Consider the following 19319-nt stretch of genomic DNA (forward strand, 5'->3'; position numbering starts at 1 on the left):
ATGCGCGCCGCAAGCGACGGGCGACGCCGGCCGCCGATCCGTTCGTTCGCCTAAGCGCGCTGCAATGCGCGGAAAATCGGCCGGTTGCGCTTGAACGCCTCGACGAATTGCGCCGACATCTCCGCGTAGACCGCCGCGTTCGCGCGATTCGGCTCATGGATGCTGCGAATCCGCACGCGCGCGCCGAACGCGTCGAAATCGAGCAAGCCGAGCCGCTGGAACGCGAGCAGCGCGGTTCCGACACACGTCGTGTATTGCGGCTGCTCGACCCGATGAACCGGCGCGTTCAACACGTCCGCGACGATCTGCGACCACGCGTCCGATTCCGCACCGCCGCCGTAGAACACGAAGTGCGAGAAGCGCCGTTTCGCGAACGCCTCGACGGGGCTGCGCAGCCAGCGCAGATTCATCGCGACGCCTTCGAGCACCGCGCGCGCGAGATGGCTGCGTGTCGCGTCGAGCCCGAGGTTGACGAAGCCGCCGCGCATCGATGCATCCGCGCACGGCGCGAGCGATCCGGCGAGCCACGGCATGAACATCACCCCGCCGCTGCCGGGCGGCGTCGCGTCGATCGCCATTTGCAGGCGTGCGAAGCAATCTTCGCGCGGCAGCGCGCCGAACGGATCGTCCGCATAGACCTGCTGCTCGATGAAGTGCTTCAATGCCGCGCCGCCGACGCCGTTTTCCGCCATCACGAAATACGTGTCCGGCACCGGGCTCGGCATGCTGAGAATCGCGTGACGGATATCGGTTCGCTTGAAGCGTACGTGCGCGATCATCACGCTCGAACTGCCGATCGACAGCGCCGCGTGCTCGCCCGCGAACGCGCGCGTGCCCATGCCGCCCGCTTGCGTGTCGTTCAGCCCCGCGACCACCAGCGTATCGCGCGACAAGCCGAGCTCGTCCGCCACGTCGGGCAGCACGCGGCCGACGATCGCGTCGACCGGCAGCAGTTCGGGGAGCTTGCCGGCGTCGATGCGCGAGTAATGGACGAGCCGCGGATCGTAGCGCGTCGCGTTCAGGCTGCGGTTGTCGATCGCGAGCGACATGAACGCCGTGCACTGATTCGCGCACGCGCGCCCCGTGAAGCGCAGATTCAGATAGTCCATCGGCTCGAGAAACGTCGCGGTGCGCGCATAGACGTCGGGCTTCGCGTACTTCAGATAACGCATGTGCGTAAGCGAAATCCCGCCTTCGACAGGCGGCAGCCCATGCACGCGCAGCCAGCGCCACTGCCGAAGCAGCGAATCGGCCCGCTTCGGATAATTCGCCAGGTCGCGCATCGCGCGCGGCGCGCCGCGCCGGTCGAGCCAGAGCATCATGTTCGCGACGGGCGCGCCGTCGGCGCCGATCGGCACGATCGACGAATACTGGCTGCTGCATGCGATCGCGAGCACGTCGCGCGGCGCCACGCCCGACGCATGCAGCGCGAGGCTGCACGCATGCTTGACCGCGCGCCAGACTTCGAGCGGGTCCTGTTCCGCGCCGCCGCCCGGCGCGGGCAGCGTCGCGACGGCCGCGCGCGCCGCCGCGACGACTCGCCCGTCGAGCGACACGACGGCGGCCTTGGGGCCGCTCGTCCCGAGATCGATTGCCAGCACGCAAGGCACGGTTTCCGTCATCGCACCTCCTTTCGTCGAGACGTCACGCCTCACGTCTGAAGAATAGTCGGCGATTCGCGTCGCGGCATGCAAGAGCGCCGCAGACAGTCCGCAAGCGCCGTTTGCGCATTCGAACTGAGCGGGACGACGGGCAGTCGCCCGTCGCGGCCGTGCGCGGCGCGCCCGAACGGCTGGTGCCGATCCTGATGACCGCGCTCGCGCTGCTGCCGCTCGCGGTCACGAGCGGCGCGGCCGGCAACGAGATCGAAGGGCCGATGGCAATCGTGATCCTCGGCGGGCTCGTCACGTCGACCGCGCTGAACCTGATCGTGCCGCCGACGCTCGCGCTGCGCCACGGGCGCTTCGACCGCGACGCGCGCGACGCGGCGCGGCGAGCCCGACGCGCCGCGCGAATGAGCGACGACGCGGATGATCCGATCCGCCTTCTGGCTTACGATGAATGCGTCGCCGGCCGCAGCGGCCGTTTTTGTTGTTTGTCATCGATGGACACGCACATGCACGCATGGCTTGCATCGATCAGCGCGCATCCGCACGTCGTTCTCGCCGTGGTATTCGCCGCCGCGTGCGCGGAGTCGGTCGCCGTCGTGGGCACGATCGTGCCCGCCGGCGCGATCATGTTCGTCGCGGGCGCGCTGATCGGCGCGGGCGCGCTCGACGGCTGGGTCACGCTCGGCATCGCCGCGCTCGGTGCGATCGCGGGCGACGGCCTCAGCTACGAGCTCGGACGGCGCTATCGCGCCGAAGTGCGCGCGTGGTCGCACGCGAAGGGACACCAAGCCGCGTGGACGCGCGGCGAACAGTTCGTGCAGCGGCACGGCGGCAAGAGCATCGCGCTCGCCCGCTTCTTCGCGCCGGTTCGCGCGATCGTGCCGCTCGTCGCCGGCGCCGCACGCATGGAGCGACGCCGGTTCTATCCGATCAACGTCGCGTCGGCGCTCGCGTGGGCGCCCGCGCACATCGCGCCCGGCATCGTGTTCGGCGCGTCCGCCGCGTTGGCCGAAGCGGTCAGCGCGCGCGCCGCCGTCATGCTGATCGTCGTCGCGGCGCTCGCCTGGGCGGTCGTCGCGCTCGTCCGGCTGACGATCCGGCGCGGCCTGCCGCTCGCCGGGAAGTTCGCCGAACGCCTCGCGCAACGCGTCGCCGCCCGCGCGACGCGCCGGTTTCCGCGCGCGGCGCAACGCATGCGGCGCGCGATCGGTTCAAGCGATCGCGAACTGCCGATGCTCGCCGCACTCGCGCTGCTTTTCGTCGGCAGCATATGGCTGTTCGCCGGCGTGCTGCAAGACATCGTCGCCAACGATCCGTTGATGCGCGCCGATACCGCGCTCTTCGCGTTCCTGCAGTCGCTGCGCACGGCGCCCGTCGATACGGTCATGGCCGCCGTCGCCGCGCTGAACGGCCGCGCCGCCGGCATCGCGGTCGCCGCCACAGTGCTGGCCTGGCTCGTCGCGCGACGCTGCTGGCGCACGGCCGTGTGGTGGGTCATCGTGATCGGCGTCGCGGTGGTGCTGACGCCCGCGCCCGGCACGATGTCGGGCGCCGCCGCGCCGCTCGCCTGGCGGCCGGGCCTTCCGCACGCGCCGCTGCCGGACGGGCAGGCGGCATTCGCCGCGCTGGCTTACTGCGGCCTCGGCTGGATGCTGGCGCGGCGGCAATCGTCCGCGTGGAGCAGCGGCGTCGCGGCGACGATCGCGTTGTGGATCGCGCTCGGCGGATTTGCCGATCTGTACCTCGGCCGGGCATGGCTCAGCGGGCTGCTCGGCGGCTGGAGCCTCGGGCTCGCCTGGTTCGCGGTGCTGGCCGGCACACATGCGTACCGGCGCATCGACGACGCCGTCTGGCCGACGACGCTCGCACCGCTCGTCGCCGGCGCGCTAGCGGTTGCCGGATGGTGGGCCGTTCCGGCGAACCTGCCGCCGCCCGACGCCGGCTGGGCCGATGCCCGTCCCGTCGCTTCGTTTACGCCGCAGCAATGGCTCGACGCCGGCTGGCGGCGGCTACCGGCGCGGCGCGCGGACCTTGGCGGCGAGCGCAACGAGCCGCTGCCGCTGCAATGGCCGGCGCAAGGGGCGCAGATCGCGCGCGATCTCGAGGAGGCGGGCTGGCGGGCGGCGCCCGCATGGTCGATGGACTCGGCGATGCGCCCGCTGCTGCCGCAGGTGCGGGCCGATCAGTTGCCGGTCCTGCCGAAATTCTCGGAAGGGGAAAGTTCGCGGCTCGCGTTCGTGCGCGTCGACCCGCAACACACGGCAAACCGGCTGGTGCTGCGCCTATGGCGCTCGCACTACGCCGTGCGCGACGCGGGGATCGACACGCCGCTCTGGTTCGGCGCGCTGTACGGCGAGACGCTGTACCGGCCGGTGCATCTGATGACGCTCGCCGCATCGCGCAATGTCGACGACACCGCGGACATCGCCGCGGCGCTGTCCGCCGCCGCGCGGACCGTGACGCATTCGGCGCGCGGCGATGACGGCAGCGTCCGGCGTGCGGTGCTGATTCTTCCCGCCGGGCTTGCCGCGCCGCTCGATGCGACGCCGGGCAGCGCTTCCGGCACGGCTTCCGGTGCGTCCGGCCCGCCATCGCACCGCGAATGAACCGCGCTTCGTCCCGCGCCGGATCGATCCGGATGACGAATAAACCGGCGCAGCGGCGTCAGCCTGCTTTCTTGACGGGCTTCTTGCTTGCCGCGGGCGCATGCGCGGGCTCCGCACGCAACAGGAACTGCACCGCATGATCGGCGAGCGCGTCGAAGCCGAGCGGCCCGTCCGGCTTGTACCATTGCGCGACCCAGTTCAGCGCGCCGAACATCAGCAGCCGATCGATCGGCGTCGGCGCGAGCCACTCGCCGGCGGCCCGCAAGCGCTCGATCACGCCATCCCACACCGCCTCGTAGCGGTCCTTCAGCTTCAGCACCTTCGCCTGCATCGATTCGTCGAGCGACTTCCACTCGTAGAGCAGCACCGGAATGAAATCGTGATCCGGCGACACCAGCGTCTTCAGGTGCGTGTGCACGAGCGCGCGGAACGCGTCGCGCGCGGGTAGGTTCTCGACGTCGAGCGCCTCGATCCGCGCAAGCGCGTTCGACATCCCCTGCTCCATCACCGCGACGAGAATGTCCTGTTTCGTCTTGAAATAGTAGAACCAGCTTCCCGCCTGCACGCCCGCCGCCGCGGCGATGTCGCGGACCGTCGTTCGCTCGTATCCCTGCGTGCGGAACAGCTTCGCGGACTTGATGATCAATTCGTCGCGCAGCGTCGCGCTCTCGCCCTTCACGGGACGCCCGCGTTTGCGCGTGGCCTGAGGTATGGCGCTCATAGAATCACAATGCGATGTTTCGAACCGGCATTCGCCGCCGCGAAACCGCGACGAAGCCGGAAATTCGAACGATTATCGGCGAGTTTCAAACGCTTGGAAAGTCGATCCGCCCGCATGCGCCGCCCGTTCGCCGAGCGCCCCGCCCTAATATTCGAGCTGCCGCGCCGCGAGATCCTTCATGATTTCCTCCGCGCCGCCGCCGATCATGTTGACCTTCACTTCGCGATAAATGCGCTCGGGCCGCGTGCCGCGCATGTAGCCCATGCCGCCCAGGATCTGCACGGCGGCGTCCGCGCAGAACTGCATCGTCTGCGTCGCGAAGTTCTTCAGCATGCAGATCGTCGCGACGAGCGTCGGCGCGCGCTTGTCGAGATGATCGATCTGCCACGCGCATTGTTCGAGCCACGCGCGCGTCGCGTCGATGCGCATCGCCATATCGACGAGCTTGTGCCGGATCACCTGGTGATCGACGACGCGCTGCCCGAAGGTCCGGCGCTGCCGCGCCCAGTCGAGCGCGTCTTCGTAGCAGACTTCCGCGAAGCCGAGCGCCGACGCGGCAAGGCTGAAGCGCTCCAGATTGAAGTTCTGCATGACGAGCGGAAAACCGCCGCCTTCCGGGCCGATCAGGTTCGCGGCCGGCACGCGGCAATCGTCGAAACGCAGATGCGCGGTGTCGGACGCCCACCAGCCCATCTTGTCGAGCGGCGTCTTCGACAAGCCCGGCGTATCGCCTTCAACGAGCAGCAGCGACAGGCCCTTCGCGCCCTGCGCGTGCGGATCGGTGCGCACCGCGACCGTGTAGTAGTCGGCGCGGATGCCCGATGTGATGAACACCTTCTCGCCGTTCACGACGTAATGGCCGCCGTCGCGCACCGCGCTCGTGCGCAGCGCGGCGACGTCCGAGCCGCCGCCCGGCTCGGTGATCGCGAGCGCCGAAATCTTGCGGCCCGCGAGAATGCCGGGCAGCACGCGCGCCTTCAGTTCGTCGCTGCCCGCGCGCACGATCGGCGGCGCGCCGATCGTGTGCGACATCAGCGAGCTGACGACGCCGCCCGCGCCGCAGTGCGCAAGCTCGATCGAGCAGATCAGCCGATGAAACATGTCGACATCCTCGACGCCGCCGTAAGCATCCGGAAAGCCGATGCCGATGAGGCCGATGCGCGCCGCCTTCTCGTACAGTTCGCGCGGAAACTCGCCCGCCTCGTCCCATTCGTTCACATACGGCGCGATCTCCTTCGCGACGAACCGGCGCAGCGTATCCTGCAATTCGATATGTTCCGGCCGGTAGTACGCCGGGTTCGGGATGGCACGTTGCATCGAGGTCTCCTGTCGGTATGCCGGGGTCGGTTGCATTCGTGCCGATTCTAGGAATGCGGAAAAAATAAATCAACCGATTGATTTATTAGATTCTCGGCGCTACGATGTGCGCACATTGCAACGACGACATTCGGGACACCCGATGAACACACTGCAAGGAAAGACCGTTTTCATCACCGGCGCTTCGCGCGGCATCGGGCTTGCAATCGGCAAGAAAGCGGCGAGTCTCGGCGCGAACGTCGTCATCGCCGCGAAGACCGCGGAAGCAAATCCGAAGCTGCCCGGCACGATCTACAGCGCGGCGGCCGAGATCGAAGCGGCGGGCGGCGCATGCCTGCCGCTTCAGGTCGACATCCGCGACGAGGCGCAGATCGCCGATGCGCTCGCGCGCGCGGCCGAGCGTTTCGGCGGCATCGACGCACTCGTCAACAACGCGAGCGCGATCAGCCTGACCGACACGCCGAACACGCCGATGAAGCGCTTCGACCTGATGTTCGACGTCAACGTCCGCGGCACGTTCGCATGCACGCAAGCGGCGCTGCCTTATCTGAAGCAGTCCGCGCAACGCGGCGGCAACCCGCACGTGCTGACGCTGTCGCCGCCGCCGAATCTCGATCCGAAATGGTTCGCGCCGCACGTCGCCTACACGATCGCGAAATACGGGATGAGCCTGTGCGTGCTCGGCCACGCGGAGGAATTCCGCACGCACGGCATCGCGGTCAACGCGCTGTGGCCGCGCACGGTGATCCATACGGCGGCGCTCCGGATGATTCCCGGCATTGCGCCCGCGATCTGCCGCACGCCCGAGATCGTCGCCGATGCGGCCGCGCACGTGCTGTCGCTCGACGCGCGCACGCATACGGGGCGCTTCTTCATCGACGAGCAGGCGCTCGCGGACGCAGGCGTCACCGACCTGTCGCGCTACGCGGTCGTGCCGGGCACCACGACGTTTCCGAACGATCTGTTTCTCGACTGACGGAAAACACCACATGGGATATCGCTCACAGCTTCGCGCGGGCAGCTTCGACGGCAAGATCGCGCTCGTCACCGGCGGCGGCAGCGGCATCGGCCGCTGCTGCGCGCATGAGCTCGCGTCGCTCGGCGCGCACGTCGTGCTGCTCGGACGCAACGCCGACAAGCTCGCGAACGTGTCGGCCGAAATTCACGAAGATGGCGGGCGCACGGACGCGATCGCATGCGACATCCGCGACGAAGATGGGGTGCGGCAAGCAATCGCGCAGATCGTCGAGCGGCACGGCCGCGTCGATCTGCTCGTCAACAACGCAGGCGGCCAGTTCCCCGCGCCGCTCGAACAGATCAGCGCGAAAGGCTGGCAGGCGGTGCTCAACACGAACCTGCTCGGCGGCTTTCTGGTCGCGCGCGAGTGCTACGTGCAATCGATGAAGCCGCGCAAGGCGGGCGCGATCGTCAACATCATCGCCGACATGTGGCACGGGATGACCGGCATGGGCCACAGCGGCGCCGCGCGCGCCGGCATGCTGAACTTCACCGAGACGGCCGCCGCCGAATGGGCGCCCGTTCGCGTGAACGCGGTCGCGCCCGGCTGGATCGCGTCGAGCGGCATGGACACCTATCCGGACGCAGTCAAGCCGATGTTGCGCGCGCTGCCGAAGATGGTGCCGCTCGGCCGTATCGGCAACGAAGCCGAAGTGTCGGCGGCGATCGCGTTCCTGTTGTCGGACGCCGCGTCGTTCGTCAGCGGCGCGTGCCTGCGCGTCGACGGCGGCGCACCGAACGCGCGCCGCCATTTCCCGATGCAGCCCGTCGATGCGAACGCGCCGTTCGACGGCTTCCATCGCGCGATCGCGCCCGAACTCTTCAAGCGCTGACATGCCGATCTTCGATTCCCGTCTCGACACCGCGAGCGCCGCGTTCCGCGACAACGCGGACCACATGCGCGCGCAGATCGCGCAGTTGCAGGCGCTGCACGCGCGCGCCGCGAGCGAATCGGCGAAGGCCGGTCCGCGTTTCGAGAAACGCGGGCAGTTGCTGCCGCGCGAGCGGCTCGCGCTGCTCGTCGACGCCGGCGCGCCGTTCCTCGAGCTCGCGTCGCTCGCCGGCTATCTCGTCGGCGAAAGCGATCCGGACAAGTCGGTGCCGGGCGCGGGTCTCATCGGCGGCATCGGCTACGTGAGCGGCACGCGCTGCATGATCGTCGCCGCCGATTCGGGCATCGACGCGGGCGCGCTGCAACCGATGGGCCTCGAAAAATTCCAGCGGCTGCAACGGATCGCGCTCGACAACCGGCTGCCGTTCGTGCATCTCGTCGAATCGGCGGGCGCGAACCTGATGCAATACCGCGTCGAGGAATTCATCCACGGCGGCCGCCATTTCTTCCAGCTCGCGAAGCTCTCCGCCGCTGGCATCCCGGTGCTCACGCTCGTGCACGGCTCGTCGACCGCGGGCGGCGCCTACATGCCTGGGCTGTCCGATTACGTCGTGATGGTTCGCGACCGCGCGAAGGCGTTCCTCGCCGGCCCGCCGCTCCTGAAAGCCGCAACGGGCGAGATCGCGACCGACGAGGAACTCGGCGGCGCGACGATGCACGCGACCGTGTCGGGGCTCGCCGAATACGTCGCGGACGACGACGCCGACGGCATCCGGATCCTGCGCGAGCTCGTCGACAAGCTCGGCTGGCGCGAACGCGAAACGGCGCTGCCCGTCGGCGCGGACCCCGCGCTCGATCCGGAAGGACTGCTCGGCATTCTGCCGCGCGACGGCAAGAAGCCCGTCGACATGCACGAGGTGATCGCGCGGCTCGTCGACGGATCGGATTTTCTGGCGTTCCAACCATCGTACGGGCCGGCCACCGTCTGCGTGCACGCGCGCATCCACGGCATGCCCGTCGGCATCGTGACGAACAACGGCCCGCTCGATCCGGCCGGCGCGACCAAGGCGACGCACTTCATCCAGGCGTGCTGCCAGAGCGACGTGGCGCTCGTCTATCTGCAGAACACGACGGGCTTCATCGTCGGCAAGGCGTCCGAACGCGCGGGGATGATCAAGCACGGCGCGAAGATGATCCAGGCGGTATCGAACGCGACCGTCCCGCAGATCACGATCCTGTGCGGCGCCTCGTTCGGCGCCGGCAATTACGGGATGTGCGGACGCGGCTTCGATCCGGCGTTCGTGTTCTCGTGGCCGAACGCGCGCACCGCCGTGATGGGCGCGGAGCAGGCCGCGCTCACGATGGCGATCGTGATGGAAGGCGCGGCGCGCGCGAAAGGCGTCGATCCGGACCGTGCGCGCATCGACGCGCTGCGCGAGAAGATCGTCGCGAACTTCGAGCGCCAGACCCACGCGTTCTATACGTCGGGCCGCATGCTCGACGACGGCGTCATCGATCCGCGCGACACGCGCCGCGTGGTCGCGATGACGCTCGCCGTCTGCCGCGACGGCCACAACAAGACCGTCCAGCCGCTCACGTTCGGCGTCGCCCGCCCCTGATCTGGAGACATCATGCACTTCACCGAAGAACACGCCGCCATCGCGCGCACCGTCAAGCGCTTCATCGAGCAGGAGGTCAATCCGTACGTCGACGAATGGGAAGAAGCCGGCATCTTTCCCGCGCACGACGTGTTCAGGAAGCTCGGCGCGCTCGGCATGCTCGGCCTGAGCAAGCCCGCCGCGTTCGGCGGCGGCGAGCTCGACTACAGCTACGAACTCGTAATGGCCGAGGCGCTCGGCGTATGCGCGGCGGGCGGCGTGCCGCTCGCGATCGGCGTGCAGACGAACATGGCGACGCCCGCGCTCGCGCGCTTCGGCTCCGATGCATTGCGCGCCGAGTTCCTCGCGCCCGCGATCGCGGGCGAGCAGGTGTCGTGCATCGGCGTATCCGAACCGGGCGCGGGCTCCGACGTCGCGTCGATCCGCACGACCGCGCGCAAGGACGGCGACGACTACGTGATCAGCGGGACGAAGCTCTGGATCACGAACGGTACGCAGGCGGACTGGATGTGCTGCCTCGCGAATACGTCGGACGGCCCGGCGCATCGGAACAAGTCGCTGATCGTCGTGCCGCTGAAATCGAAAGGCGTGCACATCGAGAAGAAGATCCGCAAGATCGGCATGCATTCGTCGGACACCGCGCAGATCTTCTTCGACGACGTCCGCGTGCCGCGCCGCAATCTGATCGGAGAGGAAGGCCAGGGCTTCACGTACCAGATGCTGCAATTTCAGGAAGAGCGGCTCTACGGCGCCGCGGCCGCGCTCGTCGTGCTCGATCGTTCGATCGACGAAACGATCGACTACACGCGGCAGCGCAAGATCTTCGGGCGGCCGGTGCTCGATCACCAGGTCGTTCACTATCGGCTCGCCGAGTTGAAGACCGAAGTCGAGGCGCTGCGCGCGCTCACCTATCGCGCGACCGAGCTTTACGTGCAAGGCGGCGACGTGACGACGCTCGCGTCGATGGCGAAGCTGAAGGCGGGACGCCTCGCGCGCGAAGTGACCGACAGTTGTTTGCAGTTCTGGGGCGGCATGGGCTTCGCGTGGGAATCGAGCATCTCGCGGACTTATCGCGACACGCGGTTGTTCTCGATCGGCGGCGGCGCGGACGAAGTAATGCTCGGCATCATCTGCAAGAAGCTCGGCACGCTGCCGCGGGAGTGACGCGCGATGACCGAGACGACTTCCCCGACGCTCGCGCCGCTGCACATCACGCGAGCGGACGGCATCGTGTTCGCGACGCTGAATCGGCCGGCCAAGCGCAACGCGCTGACCGACGATCTCGTCGCGGCGCTCGACGCCGAATGCGAACGCACCGCCGCCGATGACGGCGTGCGCGCGTTCGTGCTGCGCGGCGCGGGCGGCGTGTTCTGCGCAGGCGGCGACTTCGGCGGCTTCAAGACGATGATGCGCGAGCCGGCGTCCGCCGATGAGATCGATCCGATCGCGGCGTCGAACCGCCGGTTCGGCGCGCTGCTCGACAAGCTCGCGGCGCTGCCGATGCCGACGCTCGCCGTGATCGAAGGCGCGGCGATGGGCGGCGGCTGCGGACTCGCCGCCGCGTGCGACCGCGTGCTGATGGCGGACGATGCATATCTGTCGATGCCGGAGACGTCGCTCGGGCTGCCGCCCGCGCAGATCGCGCCGTTCATCGTCGCGCGCGCGGGCGCGGTGCGCGGCCGCTGGCTGATGCTGACGGGCCGCAGGCTCTCGGCCGCCGACGCGCTGCATGCGGGCCTCGTCGACGAAACCGCGAGCGCCGACGGCATCGACTTGCTGCTGCGCGGCGAGCTCGCGCGCGTGCTCGCATGCGAACCGGCCGCGCAGCGCGCGACGAAGCGGATCGTCGCCGATGCGCTGCGCCGCGAGCGCGGCGCCGTCCTCGACGCGGCCGCGAGCGAATTCGCCGCCGCGCTGCGCTCGGGCGCCGTCGCTGAAGGGCTCGCCGCGTTGACCGACAGGCGCGCGCCTCGCTGGGCGAGCGACGCGCCGGCGCTGCCGGAGATGCCATGAGCGAACGCCGCTTCACCCGACTCCTGATTGCGAATCGCGGCGAGATCGCGGTGCGCATCGCGCGCACCGCGCGGCGGCTCGGCATCGCGACCGTCGCGGTCTACTCCGGCGCGGACGCGCGCAGCCCGCATGCCGGTGCATGCGACGCGGCGGTGTCGATCGGCGGCGCGACGCCCGCCGAATCGTACCTGTCGATCGACAAGCTGATCGACGCCGCATTGAAGAGCGGCGCGCAGGCGATCCATCCGGGCTACGGCTTCCTGTCCGAGAACGCGGCGTTCGCCCGGCGCATCACCGATGCCGGCCTCGTGTTCGTCGGCCCGCGCGCCGACGCGATCGACGCGATGGGCGACAAGGCGCGCGCGCGCCGCCGGATGGCCGCGGCCGGCATCCCCGTCGTGCCAGGCTACGACGGCAACGACCCGAGCGAAGCGCGCATTCTTGCGGAGGCCGAACGAATCGGCTTTCCGGTGATGCTGAAGGCGGCGGCGGGCGGCGGCGGACGCGGCATGCGCCGCGTCGATACGCGCGACGCGCTGCCCGCCGCGCTGAAGCTCGCGGTGTCCGAAGCGCAGAAAGCGTTCGGCGACGGCCGGATGATCGTCGAGCGCGTGGTGATCGAGCCGCGTCACGTCGAAGTGCAGGTGTTCGCCGACGCGCACGGCCACGTCGTTCATCTCGGCGAGCGCGACTGCTCGGTGCAGCGCCGGCATCAGAAGATCGTCGAGGAAGCGCCGTCGCCCGCGGTCGACGCCGCATTGCGCGCGCGGCTCGGCGCGACGGCCGTGGCCGTCGCGCGCGAGATCGGCTACGTCGGCGCGGGCACCGTCGAGTTCCTGCTCGATCGCGACGGTCAGTTCTACTTCATGGAGATGAACACGCGGCTGCAGGTCGAGCATCCAGTGACCGAGCTGATCACCGGACAGGATCTCGTCGAATGGCAACTGCGCGTCGCGCGCGGCGAAGCGTTGCCGCTCGCTCAGCAGGAGGTTCGTCTCGACGGCCACGCGATCGAAGTGCGTCTCTGCGCGGAAGATCCCGCCGACGATTTCCTGCCGCGCACGGGCGACGTGCTGCTGTGGCGGCCGGGCCGTCACGCACGCTGCGACCACGCGCTCGCCGACGGCATCGCGATCAGTTCGTTCTACGACTCGATGCTCGGCAAGCTGATCGCGCATGGCGGCACGCGCGCGGAAGCGATCGACCGGCTCGCGAACGCGCTCGACGACACGGTGCTGCTCGGCGTGCCGAGCAATCGCGCGTTTCTTGCGCGCGTGCTCAGGCATCCGTCGTTCGTCGACGGTCGCACCGTGTCGACCGCGTTCATTGCGCAGCATTTTCCCGGCAACGACAGCCGCCGCTTCGCGCCGACGGACGCTGCGTGGGCCGTCGCCGCATGGCTGTCGGTCGCCGCCGTCGACCGCGCCGACGCGACGCCGCTCGCGTGGCGCGGCTGGCGCAGCGGCGCGCCGCTGCCGGTGCCGTACCGGCTGTCGTGGGTGGGCTCCGGCGGCGAGCGTCCCGATGCGCGGCGCGGCAGCGTGACGATCGATCGGCGCAGCATCGTCGTGCATGCGCACGATCGCTCGCCGCTCGCGCTCGAATGCGCGCCGCCTGCGCATCCGGGCGCATCGTCGTCGGTCGCGCTCGACGGCCGCATGCTCGATTACTGCTTCGCGATCGCGCACGGCCGCCTGTGGCTGCAACTCGACGGCATCGATTACGCGTTCGCGATCCACAACCGCGAAGGCAAGGCAGGCGCCGACGCCGCCGACAGCGACGGCGTGCTGCGCGCGCCGATGAACGGCCGCGTGATCGCGGTCGACATCGGCGAAGGCGCGACGGTCGCGGCCGGGCAAACCGTCATGGTGCTCGAAGCAATGAAGATGGAGCACGCGATCGTCGCGCCGTTCGCGGGGCGGGTCGCGTCGCTCGGCACGCGCGCGGGCGAGCAGGTCGCGCCCGGCCAGGTGCTCGCGCAACTCGAGCCGCAAGCCGGCTGAACGCGGCCGGCATCCGAAACAAGGAGATTATTCGATGAGCAATCCGGTCGTCATCACGTGCGCGCTGAACGGCATCTTCACGGACCCGAAGCAGTTCAACGTGCCCGTCACGCCCGAGCAGATGGCGCGCGAAGCGAAAGGCGCATACGACGCCGGCGCGTCGTGCATGCACGTGCACTTCCGCCGGCAGGAGGCGGACAAGGGGCACCTGCCGTCGTGGGACCCGCGGCTCGCGGCCGAGATCGCGCAGGCGATCCGCGAGGCGTGCCCCGGCGTGATCTTCAATCAGTCGACGGGCATCGTCGGGCCGAACGTCGACGGCCCGCTCGCGTGCATCCGGTCGATCCGCCCGGAGATCGCCGCATGCAACGCAGGCTCGCTCAACTATCTGAAGGTGAAGGCCGACGGCGCATGGGCGTGGCCGCCGATGCTGTTCGACAATCCGGTCGACAAGGTCGCGTCGTTCCTGAAGACGATGGCCGAGACGGGCGCGGTGCCCGAATTCGAATGCTTCGACACCGGCATCGTCCGCTGCATCGACGTGTACGCGCGCGCCGGATTGTTCGCGGGACGATCCAACTACAACTTCGTGATGGGCGTCGAGTCGGGGATGCCCGCCGATCCCGAGCTGCTGCCGATCCTGATCCGGCTGCTGCGTCCGGACTCGACGTGGCAAGTCACCGCGATCGGCCGCGCGAACATCTGGGCGCTGCATCGGCGCACGGCCGAGCTCGGCGGGCAATTGCGGACCGGTCTCGAAGACACATTCTATCTGCCGGACGGCGCGCGCGCGACGTCGAACGCACAGCTCGTCGATGCGATCGCGACGGTCGCGCGCGAAGCCGGGCGGGAGATCGCGTCGCCGCAAGAAGCGCGGCGGATGCTCGGCACGCGCGCCGAGGCGGCATCGCATGCGTGATCGGATGAAAGCGCGATCGGATGGATGCTCGATTGCAGTGGCCGCGCCGGCCGCTTGCGCGGCCGGCGTACCGCGGACACTGCGGAGGTTGTAGCGAAGCGCCGACGAGCGCGAGACTTGCATCCGCCGTAACGCAAGCCGATGCATTCGCGCTTGGTCTGCGCCTGGAAACGCGACGCGTGTGCGTGCATCACGCATCACGCACTGCGCGTCGAACGTGAAAGGTGAGAATTTTCGGGAGGCCAGCGACGCCGTCCCGAACCGACGAAAACCGGCGCACGTCGGCGCTGTTCGAATGCACCGGGCCGCCACATCACAACGAACCGAGACCGCGGCCGCCGCACGCGCCCGGCGCTCGCCAGGAGACGACATTGACCCCGATCGCCCCGGACAACCTGCCGCTCGAACGCCTTCAGCATTGGGAACGCGCGCGCGCCGACGACATCTGGCTCGTCCAGCCGACAGGCGGCGGCGAAGCCCGCCGCTTCACGTGGCGCGAGGCGGTCAACGAAGCGCGCCGCGTCGCCGCGTATCTGCGCGCGCTCGACCTGCCGCGCGGCTCGAACATCGCGATCCTGTCGAAGAACTGCGCGCACTGGATCCTCGCCGATTTCGCGATCTGGCTGAGCGGCCACGTGTCGGTGCCGCTCTATCCGACGCTCGGCGCCGAATCGATCCGGCAAGTCCTCACGCACAGCGAAGCGGCGGCGCTGTTCGTCGGCAAGCTCGATGCGTGGGAGCACATGCGCGCGGGCGTGCCGTCGCACGTGCGATGCATCGGCCTGCCTTATCCATCCGACGCGCAGTTCGACGGCGCGAGATGGGACGACATCGTCCGCGACACCGCGCCGCTCGCGGACCATGTGACGCGCGCCGCCGACGAGCTCGCGACGATCGTCTACACGTCGGGCACGACGGGCGATCCGAAGGGCGTGATGCTGACGTTCGGCGCGCTCGGGTGGTGCGTCGAGCCGGTCTTCGATCTGATCGCGCTCGGGCCCGACGACCGGATGATCTCGTACCTGCCGCTGTCGCACGTCGCCGAGCGCGGCTATGTCGAGATGCTGTCTGTGCGCACCGGATTCACCGTCCATTTCAGCGAATCGCTCGACACGTTCTTAGCCGATCTGCAACGCGCGCGGCCGACATTCTTCATCTCGGTGCCGCGGCTCTGGGCGAAGTTCCGGCACGCGGTCGCGAGCCGCCTGCCGCCCGGCCCGATTCCCGATGCGATGAAGCCGATGATCCTGCAGCAGCTCGGCCTCGATCAGGTTCGCCTCGCCGCGAGCGCGGCCGCGGCGATCGAGCCCGCGCTGCTGACCTGGTATCGCGATCTCGGGCTCGAATTGCTCGAAGGCTACGGGATGAGCGAAGTGTGCGGCGTGTCGCATTCGTGCCGGCAGCACGACATGCGGCCCGGCTACGTCGGCACGCCGGTGCGCGGCGTCGAGAGCCGCCTCGCCGACACCGGCGAGATCGAGATCCGCTCGCCGGGCAACACGATCGGCTATTACAAGCGCCCGGACCTGACAGCCGCGCTCTTCACGCCGGACGGCTTCGTGCGCAGCGGCGACAAGGGCGAGCTCGACGACGCGGGCCGCCTCAAGATCACCGGGCGCGTGAAGGAGATCTTCAAGACGAGCAAGGGCAAGTACGTCGCGCCGTCGCCGATCGAGAGCCGGCTGACGATGCATCCGTTCGTCGACGCGTGCTGTGTCGTCGGCGCGGGGCTGTCGCAGCCGTGCGCGCTCGTGTCGCTGTCCGACGAGGGCCGCCGGCTCGACGGCAACGGCCGGCGCGCGGCGCTCGTGACGTCGCTCGGCGAGCATCTCGAACGCGTCAACGCGAGCCTCGACGATCACGAGAAGCTGCGCTTCGTCGTGGTGGTCGATTCGATCTGGAACGAGACGAGCGGCTTCGTGACGCCGACGTTCAAGGTGCGCAGGAATCGCGTCGAAGAGCGATATGCGCCGTTTCTCGACGCGTGGGACGCGCGAGGGACGGCGGTCGTGTGGGAGTCCGAAGCGGCGTGATCGACGCCGCTTCGTCACGGCATCGCTCGATGACAAAAGGCGCGCCGCTCGGCGCGCCTTCTTCTTTCCGATCTGACGGTGTGTCGCGGTCGTGAGCCGCGCTCAATGCGATCGTCTTCGTTTCCGCTTCCGTCAACCCGCATCGGCCGCCATCCGCATCGACGCCGCGCGCCGTCGCGCGACTATCAGTGCTTCGAATAAGGACAGCGAATCAGCTTGCCGATCGCATTCGACAGCAGATCCTCGGTTCCCTTCAGCGAATCCGCGAGCACCGAATCGATCGGGAACACCATTTCGGCCGCGATGTTGCCCTGCACGATTCGCACGAGTTTGTCGAGCGCGACCGCGACCGGATCGGCGGGCGGCTCGGCCGTCGCGATGTCGATCAGGTGCGTGTCGACGTTCTTCTGATTCATCAGACGCCGCAGGAGGATCGTGTTCTGGTTGCGCACCGACGTCGTCCAGATCGACAGCACGACCGTGTACACGTTCTTCCATTCGTCGTCGCCGAGTTCCTGCTTCCAGCGCTTGATCAGCGCTTCGACGCCGGCCACCTGCGCTTCGGCTGCGCACTGCATGTTGATCTTGACTGCATCGGCGACGCCGGCGGAAAACCGCTCGTAGCTTTCGACGCTGAAGCGCGTTTCGACGACCGACTGCGCGATGAAAGGAATCCCGGCTTCGAGAATGCGTGCGCTCGCCGCTCGCGCATGGGCCGGAAACTCGGCGGCGTTGAGATACCGCAACGCGTTCTTCAGCGTCTCGCCGAATGCTTCGAGCGGCTTCACCCATTCGATCGATTCGGGCTGCTTCAGATACGGCGCGATGACCACGTAGATGCCGAGCGGCGTGTGGCTGATCGACTTCACCAGTTCGCATCAGCCCGTTCCATTTGTCAGTGCCGTGCATCGTGTTCGGCGACGACCTCGCGCGGCTCGGCGTGCCGCGCTACCGCCGGCTGATCGGCGGCGAGAAAACGGGGCTCGTACCGACGGGTTTCAGCATTGGGCTGGCCCCCGCGAAAAACCGGACACGGGGTAGCGCTTAAATTATGAGGTAGTCTTCTGCCTATGTTTAAGCCCAGTCAAAACGTAAAACCTGTCGAAGTTCTGACCCAGCCGGAGCAGCGCCGCCGGCGTTCTGTCGAAGAGAAGCTCGCGATAGTGCGCGAGACTTTCGAGCCCGGCGCCACGGTTTCGGGGGTTGCCCGTCGCCATCAGGTGAACGCCAATCAGGTCTTCGCCTGGCGCAAGCTCTATCAGGATGGAAGCCTGACGGCGGTCAGTGCCGGCGAACAGGTGGTCCCGGCATCGGACCTGGCCGAAGCGATGAAGCAGATTTGCGAACTTCAGCGGCTGCTGGGCAAAAACGATGGAAGTAGAAATTCTCCGTGAAGCAGTGGAGTACGGTCGAGCAAAAAAGTTGATTGCGCGCTCACCATTGCTGCCGGGGGACGACCGTTGAAGTCGGTCTGTGAAGTCCTGGGTGTGTCGCGCTCGAATCTCACGGTCAAATCGAAGCGCCCCGCTGAATGGGTCGACCGGCGCAAGACGCCCGTTCTGGATGACATTCCGCTCGTCATCGAACTGCGCGAATTGGTCGCCGACCTGCCCACGTATGGCTACCGGCGCGCATGGGCGCTATTGAGGCGAAGCCGGGACGCGCTGGGCCAACCGCGTGTCAATGCAAAGCGGGTGTATCGCGTCATGCGTCGCCACGGCCTGCTGCTCGAACGCCGACCTCGCCATGCCCCGTCTACGCGCCGGCACGACGGCAAGGTCGCGGTGGACAGAAGCAACGTCCGCTGGTGCTCAGACGGTTTCGAATTCCGCTGCGACGATGGCGCCCCCTTGCGCGTCGTCTTTGCACTGGACTGCTGCGACCGGGAAGCCATGAGTTGGGCCGCGACCACTGGCGGTTACACCGGCGACATGGTGCGCGACGTGATGCTTCAGGCGGTCGAAAACCGTTTCGCCGGTGCGTTGAAGGCTGACAGCGAAATCGAGTGGCTGAGCGACAACGGTTCCTGCTACATTGCCGACGAGACGCTGACGTTCTCGCGGAAAATCGGCCTGAGGCCGGTCACGACACCCGTCAGAAGTCCGCAGAGCAACGGGAATGGCCGAGAGCTTCGTCAAAACGATGAAGCGTGATTACGTTTCGTGGATGCCCAAGCCCGACGCCAGAACGGCGCTGCAGAATCTGGCCATTGCGTTCGGCCACTACAACGAGTCGCATCCGCACAGTGCCCTGAAATACCGCTCGCCACGCGAGTTTCGCCAGCAAGCAAATTCTCCAACCTAAGCGTGACCGCGTGTCCCGTCATGCAGGGGCAAGTCCATCAGATCGCCACCCGGAAAATACAGGCTGAGCATCCCGCGCTTTTTCAGAGCCACGTTTTACTCGCCGGCATTCGTCACCCGGTAGTCGGGCTTCTTGCGCTTGCCACGCTCGCCCGACTTCAGTCTGGCCTTGTAGGGTATGGCAACGGATCCGCCTTCTTTATGATCCGGCGGTCCTATCTCAGGCCGCCCCTTCTTGCAATACCCCTTCCGAACAAAGCCTCACCGATCAACGTCAGGGTTGCAAAAACGGGGGCAACCATAGATTTACATCACGCGTTCAGGTA

Annotated in this window: 13 protein-coding genes and 2 pseudogenes; 11 read left to right on the forward strand and 4 right to left on the reverse strand. The window is 68.1% G+C overall.

Going from position 1 to position 19319, the window contains the following annotated elements; translation table 11 throughout:
- Positions 1-50 precede the first annotated feature (50 nt).
- Positions 51-1622 (reverse strand): xylulokinase, encoded by a 1572-nt coding sequence (locus WS62_RS03885; protein ID WP_066567980.1) that lies wholly within the window; start codon positions 1620-1622, stop codon positions 51-53.
- 101 nt (positions 1623-1723) lie between these two features.
- Here WS62_RS03885 and WS62_RS03890 point away from each other — a divergent pair, with 101 nt between their 5' ends.
- Entirely contained in the window at positions 1724-4216 is a 2493-nt protein-coding gene (locus WS62_RS03890) for an efflux RND transporter permease subunit (protein WP_231748181.1), read from the forward strand.
- A gap of 58 nt (positions 4217-4274) precedes the next feature.
- Here WS62_RS03890 and WS62_RS03895 read toward each other — a convergent pair whose 3' ends face one another.
- Both WS62_RS03895 and WS62_RS03900 read right to left on the reverse strand, forming a co-directional pair.
- Complete coding sequence (locus tag WS62_RS03895; protein ID WP_066567982.1) at positions 4275-4937, reverse strand: TetR/AcrR family transcriptional regulator; 663 nt, start codon at positions 4935-4937, stop codon at positions 4275-4277.
- A gap of 144 nt (positions 4938-5081) precedes the next feature.
- Positions 5082-6254 (reverse strand): acyl-CoA dehydrogenase family protein, encoded by a 1173-nt coding sequence (locus tag WS62_RS03900; protein WP_066567983.1) that lies wholly within the window; start codon positions 6252-6254, stop codon positions 5082-5084.
- Between the two features lie 142 nt (positions 6255-6396).
- Between WS62_RS03900 and WS62_RS03905 the strand changes: the two genes are divergently transcribed.
- The 8 genes from WS62_RS03905 (at position 6397) to WS62_RS03940 (ending at position 16690) form a co-directional block, all read left to right on the forward strand.
- Complete coding sequence (locus WS62_RS03905) at positions 6397-7230, forward strand: SDR family oxidoreductase (RefSeq protein WP_066486131.1); 834 nt, start codon at positions 6397-6399, stop codon at positions 7228-7230.
- A gap of 13 nt (positions 7231-7243) precedes the next feature.
- Positions 7244-8104, forward strand: a complete 861-nt coding sequence (locus tag WS62_RS03910; RefSeq protein WP_066567985.1) for an SDR family oxidoreductase — start codon at positions 7244-7246, stop codon at positions 8102-8104.
- 1 nt (position 8105) lies between these two features.
- Positions 8106-9722 carry an acyl-CoA carboxylase subunit beta gene (locus tag WS62_RS03915; RefSeq protein WP_066567993.1) on the forward strand — a complete coding sequence of 539 codons (1617 nt, stop codon included), beginning with the start codon at positions 8106-8108 and terminating at the stop codon, positions 9720-9722.
- Positions 9723-9734: 12 nt separating this feature from the next.
- Positions 9735-10886 (forward strand): acyl-CoA dehydrogenase family protein, encoded by a 1152-nt coding sequence (locus tag WS62_RS03920; RefSeq protein ID WP_066567996.1) that lies wholly within the window; start codon positions 9735-9737, stop codon positions 10884-10886.
- Between the two features lie 6 nt (positions 10887-10892).
- A complete protein-coding gene (locus WS62_RS03925) occupies positions 10893-11735 on the forward strand; it encodes an enoyl-CoA hydratase/isomerase family protein (RefSeq protein WP_066568006.1) in 843 nt (280 codons plus the stop codon).
- The gene (locus WS62_RS03930) at positions 11732-13738 is read left to right on the forward strand and encodes an acetyl/propionyl/methylcrotonyl-CoA carboxylase subunit alpha (RefSeq protein ID WP_066568007.1); all 2007 of its coding nucleotides are present in this window, start codon (positions 11732-11734) and stop codon (positions 13736-13738) included. The genes WS62_RS03925 and WS62_RS03930 overlap by 4 nt, the downstream gene beginning before the upstream one ends.
- A 34-nt stretch (positions 13739-13772) precedes the next feature.
- The gene (locus WS62_RS03935; RefSeq protein ID WP_066568010.1) at positions 13773-14657 is read left to right on the forward strand and encodes a 3-keto-5-aminohexanoate cleavage protein; all 885 of its coding nucleotides are present in this window, start codon (positions 13773-13775) and stop codon (positions 14655-14657) included.
- Positions 14658-15028: 371 nt separating this feature from the next.
- Positions 15029-16690 (forward strand): AMP-binding protein, encoded by a 1662-nt coding sequence (locus tag WS62_RS03940; protein WP_066568012.1) that lies wholly within the window; start codon positions 15029-15031, stop codon positions 16688-16690.
- Between the two features lie 185 nt (positions 16691-16875).
- Here the strand turns inward: WS62_RS03940 and WS62_RS03945 are convergent, their stop codons facing one another.
- Positions 16876-17559 carry a hypothetical protein gene (locus tag WS62_RS03945; protein WP_066568014.1) on the reverse strand — a complete coding sequence of 228 codons (684 nt, stop codon included), beginning with the start codon at positions 17557-17559 and terminating at the stop codon, positions 16876-16878.
- An 8-nt stretch (positions 17560-17567) separates the two neighbouring features.
- Between WS62_RS03945 and WS62_RS37835 the strand changes: the two are divergent.
- Positions 17568-17696: pseudogene (locus tag WS62_RS37835) on the forward strand (GlxA family transcriptional regulator); the annotation flags it as partial.
- A 64-nt stretch (positions 17697-17760) separates the two neighbouring features.
- Positions 17761-18994: pseudogene (locus tag WS62_RS03955) on the forward strand (IS3 family transposase).
- The last annotated feature ends 325 nt before the right edge of the window (positions 18995-19319 follow it).

Origin of the sequence: Burkholderia sp. ABCPW 14 (assembly GCF_001523835.1) — a bacterium.
Lineage (GTDB): Bacteria > Pseudomonadota > Gammaproteobacteria > Burkholderiales > Burkholderiaceae > Burkholderia > Burkholderia mayonis.

What these genes read in the sequence shown, in the direction of transcription:
- WS62_RS03930 (WP_066568007.1), top strand. Translation starts at nt 11,732, where the DNA reads ATGAGCGAACGCCGCTTCACCCGACTCCTGATTGCGAATCGCGGCGAG.
- WS62_RS03905 (WP_066486131.1), top strand. Translation starts at nt 6,397, where the DNA reads ATGAACACACTGCAAGGAAAGACCGTTTTCATCACCGGCGCTTCGCGC.
- WS62_RS03925 (WP_066568006.1), top strand. Translation starts at nt 10,893, where the DNA reads ATGACCGAGACGACTTCCCCGACGCTCGCGCCGCTGCACATCACGCGA.
- WS62_RS03900 (WP_066567983.1), bottom strand. Translation starts at nt 6,254, where the DNA reads ATGCAACGTGCCATCCCGAACCCGGCGTACTACCGGCCGGAACATATC.
- WS62_RS03935 (WP_066568010.1), top strand. Translation starts at nt 13,773, where the DNA reads ATGAGCAATCCGGTCGTCATCACGTGCGCGCTGAACGGCATCTTCACG.
- WS62_RS03895 (WP_066567982.1), bottom strand. Translation starts at nt 4,937, where the DNA reads ATGAGCGCCATACCTCAGGCCACGCGCAAACGCGGGCGTCCCGTGAAG.
- WS62_RS03885 (WP_066567980.1), bottom strand. Translation starts at nt 1,622, where the DNA reads ATGACGGAAACCGTGCCTTGCGTGCTGGCAATCGATCTCGGGACGAGC.
- WS62_RS03920 (WP_066567996.1), top strand. Translation starts at nt 9,735, where the DNA reads ATGCACTTCACCGAAGAACACGCCGCCATCGCGCGCACCGTCAAGCGC.
- WS62_RS03910 (WP_066567985.1), top strand. Translation starts at nt 7,244, where the DNA reads ATGGGATATCGCTCACAGCTTCGCGCGGGCAGCTTCGACGGCAAGATC.
- WS62_RS03915 (WP_066567993.1), top strand. Translation starts at nt 8,106, where the DNA reads ATGCCGATCTTCGATTCCCGTCTCGACACCGCGAGCGCCGCGTTCCGC.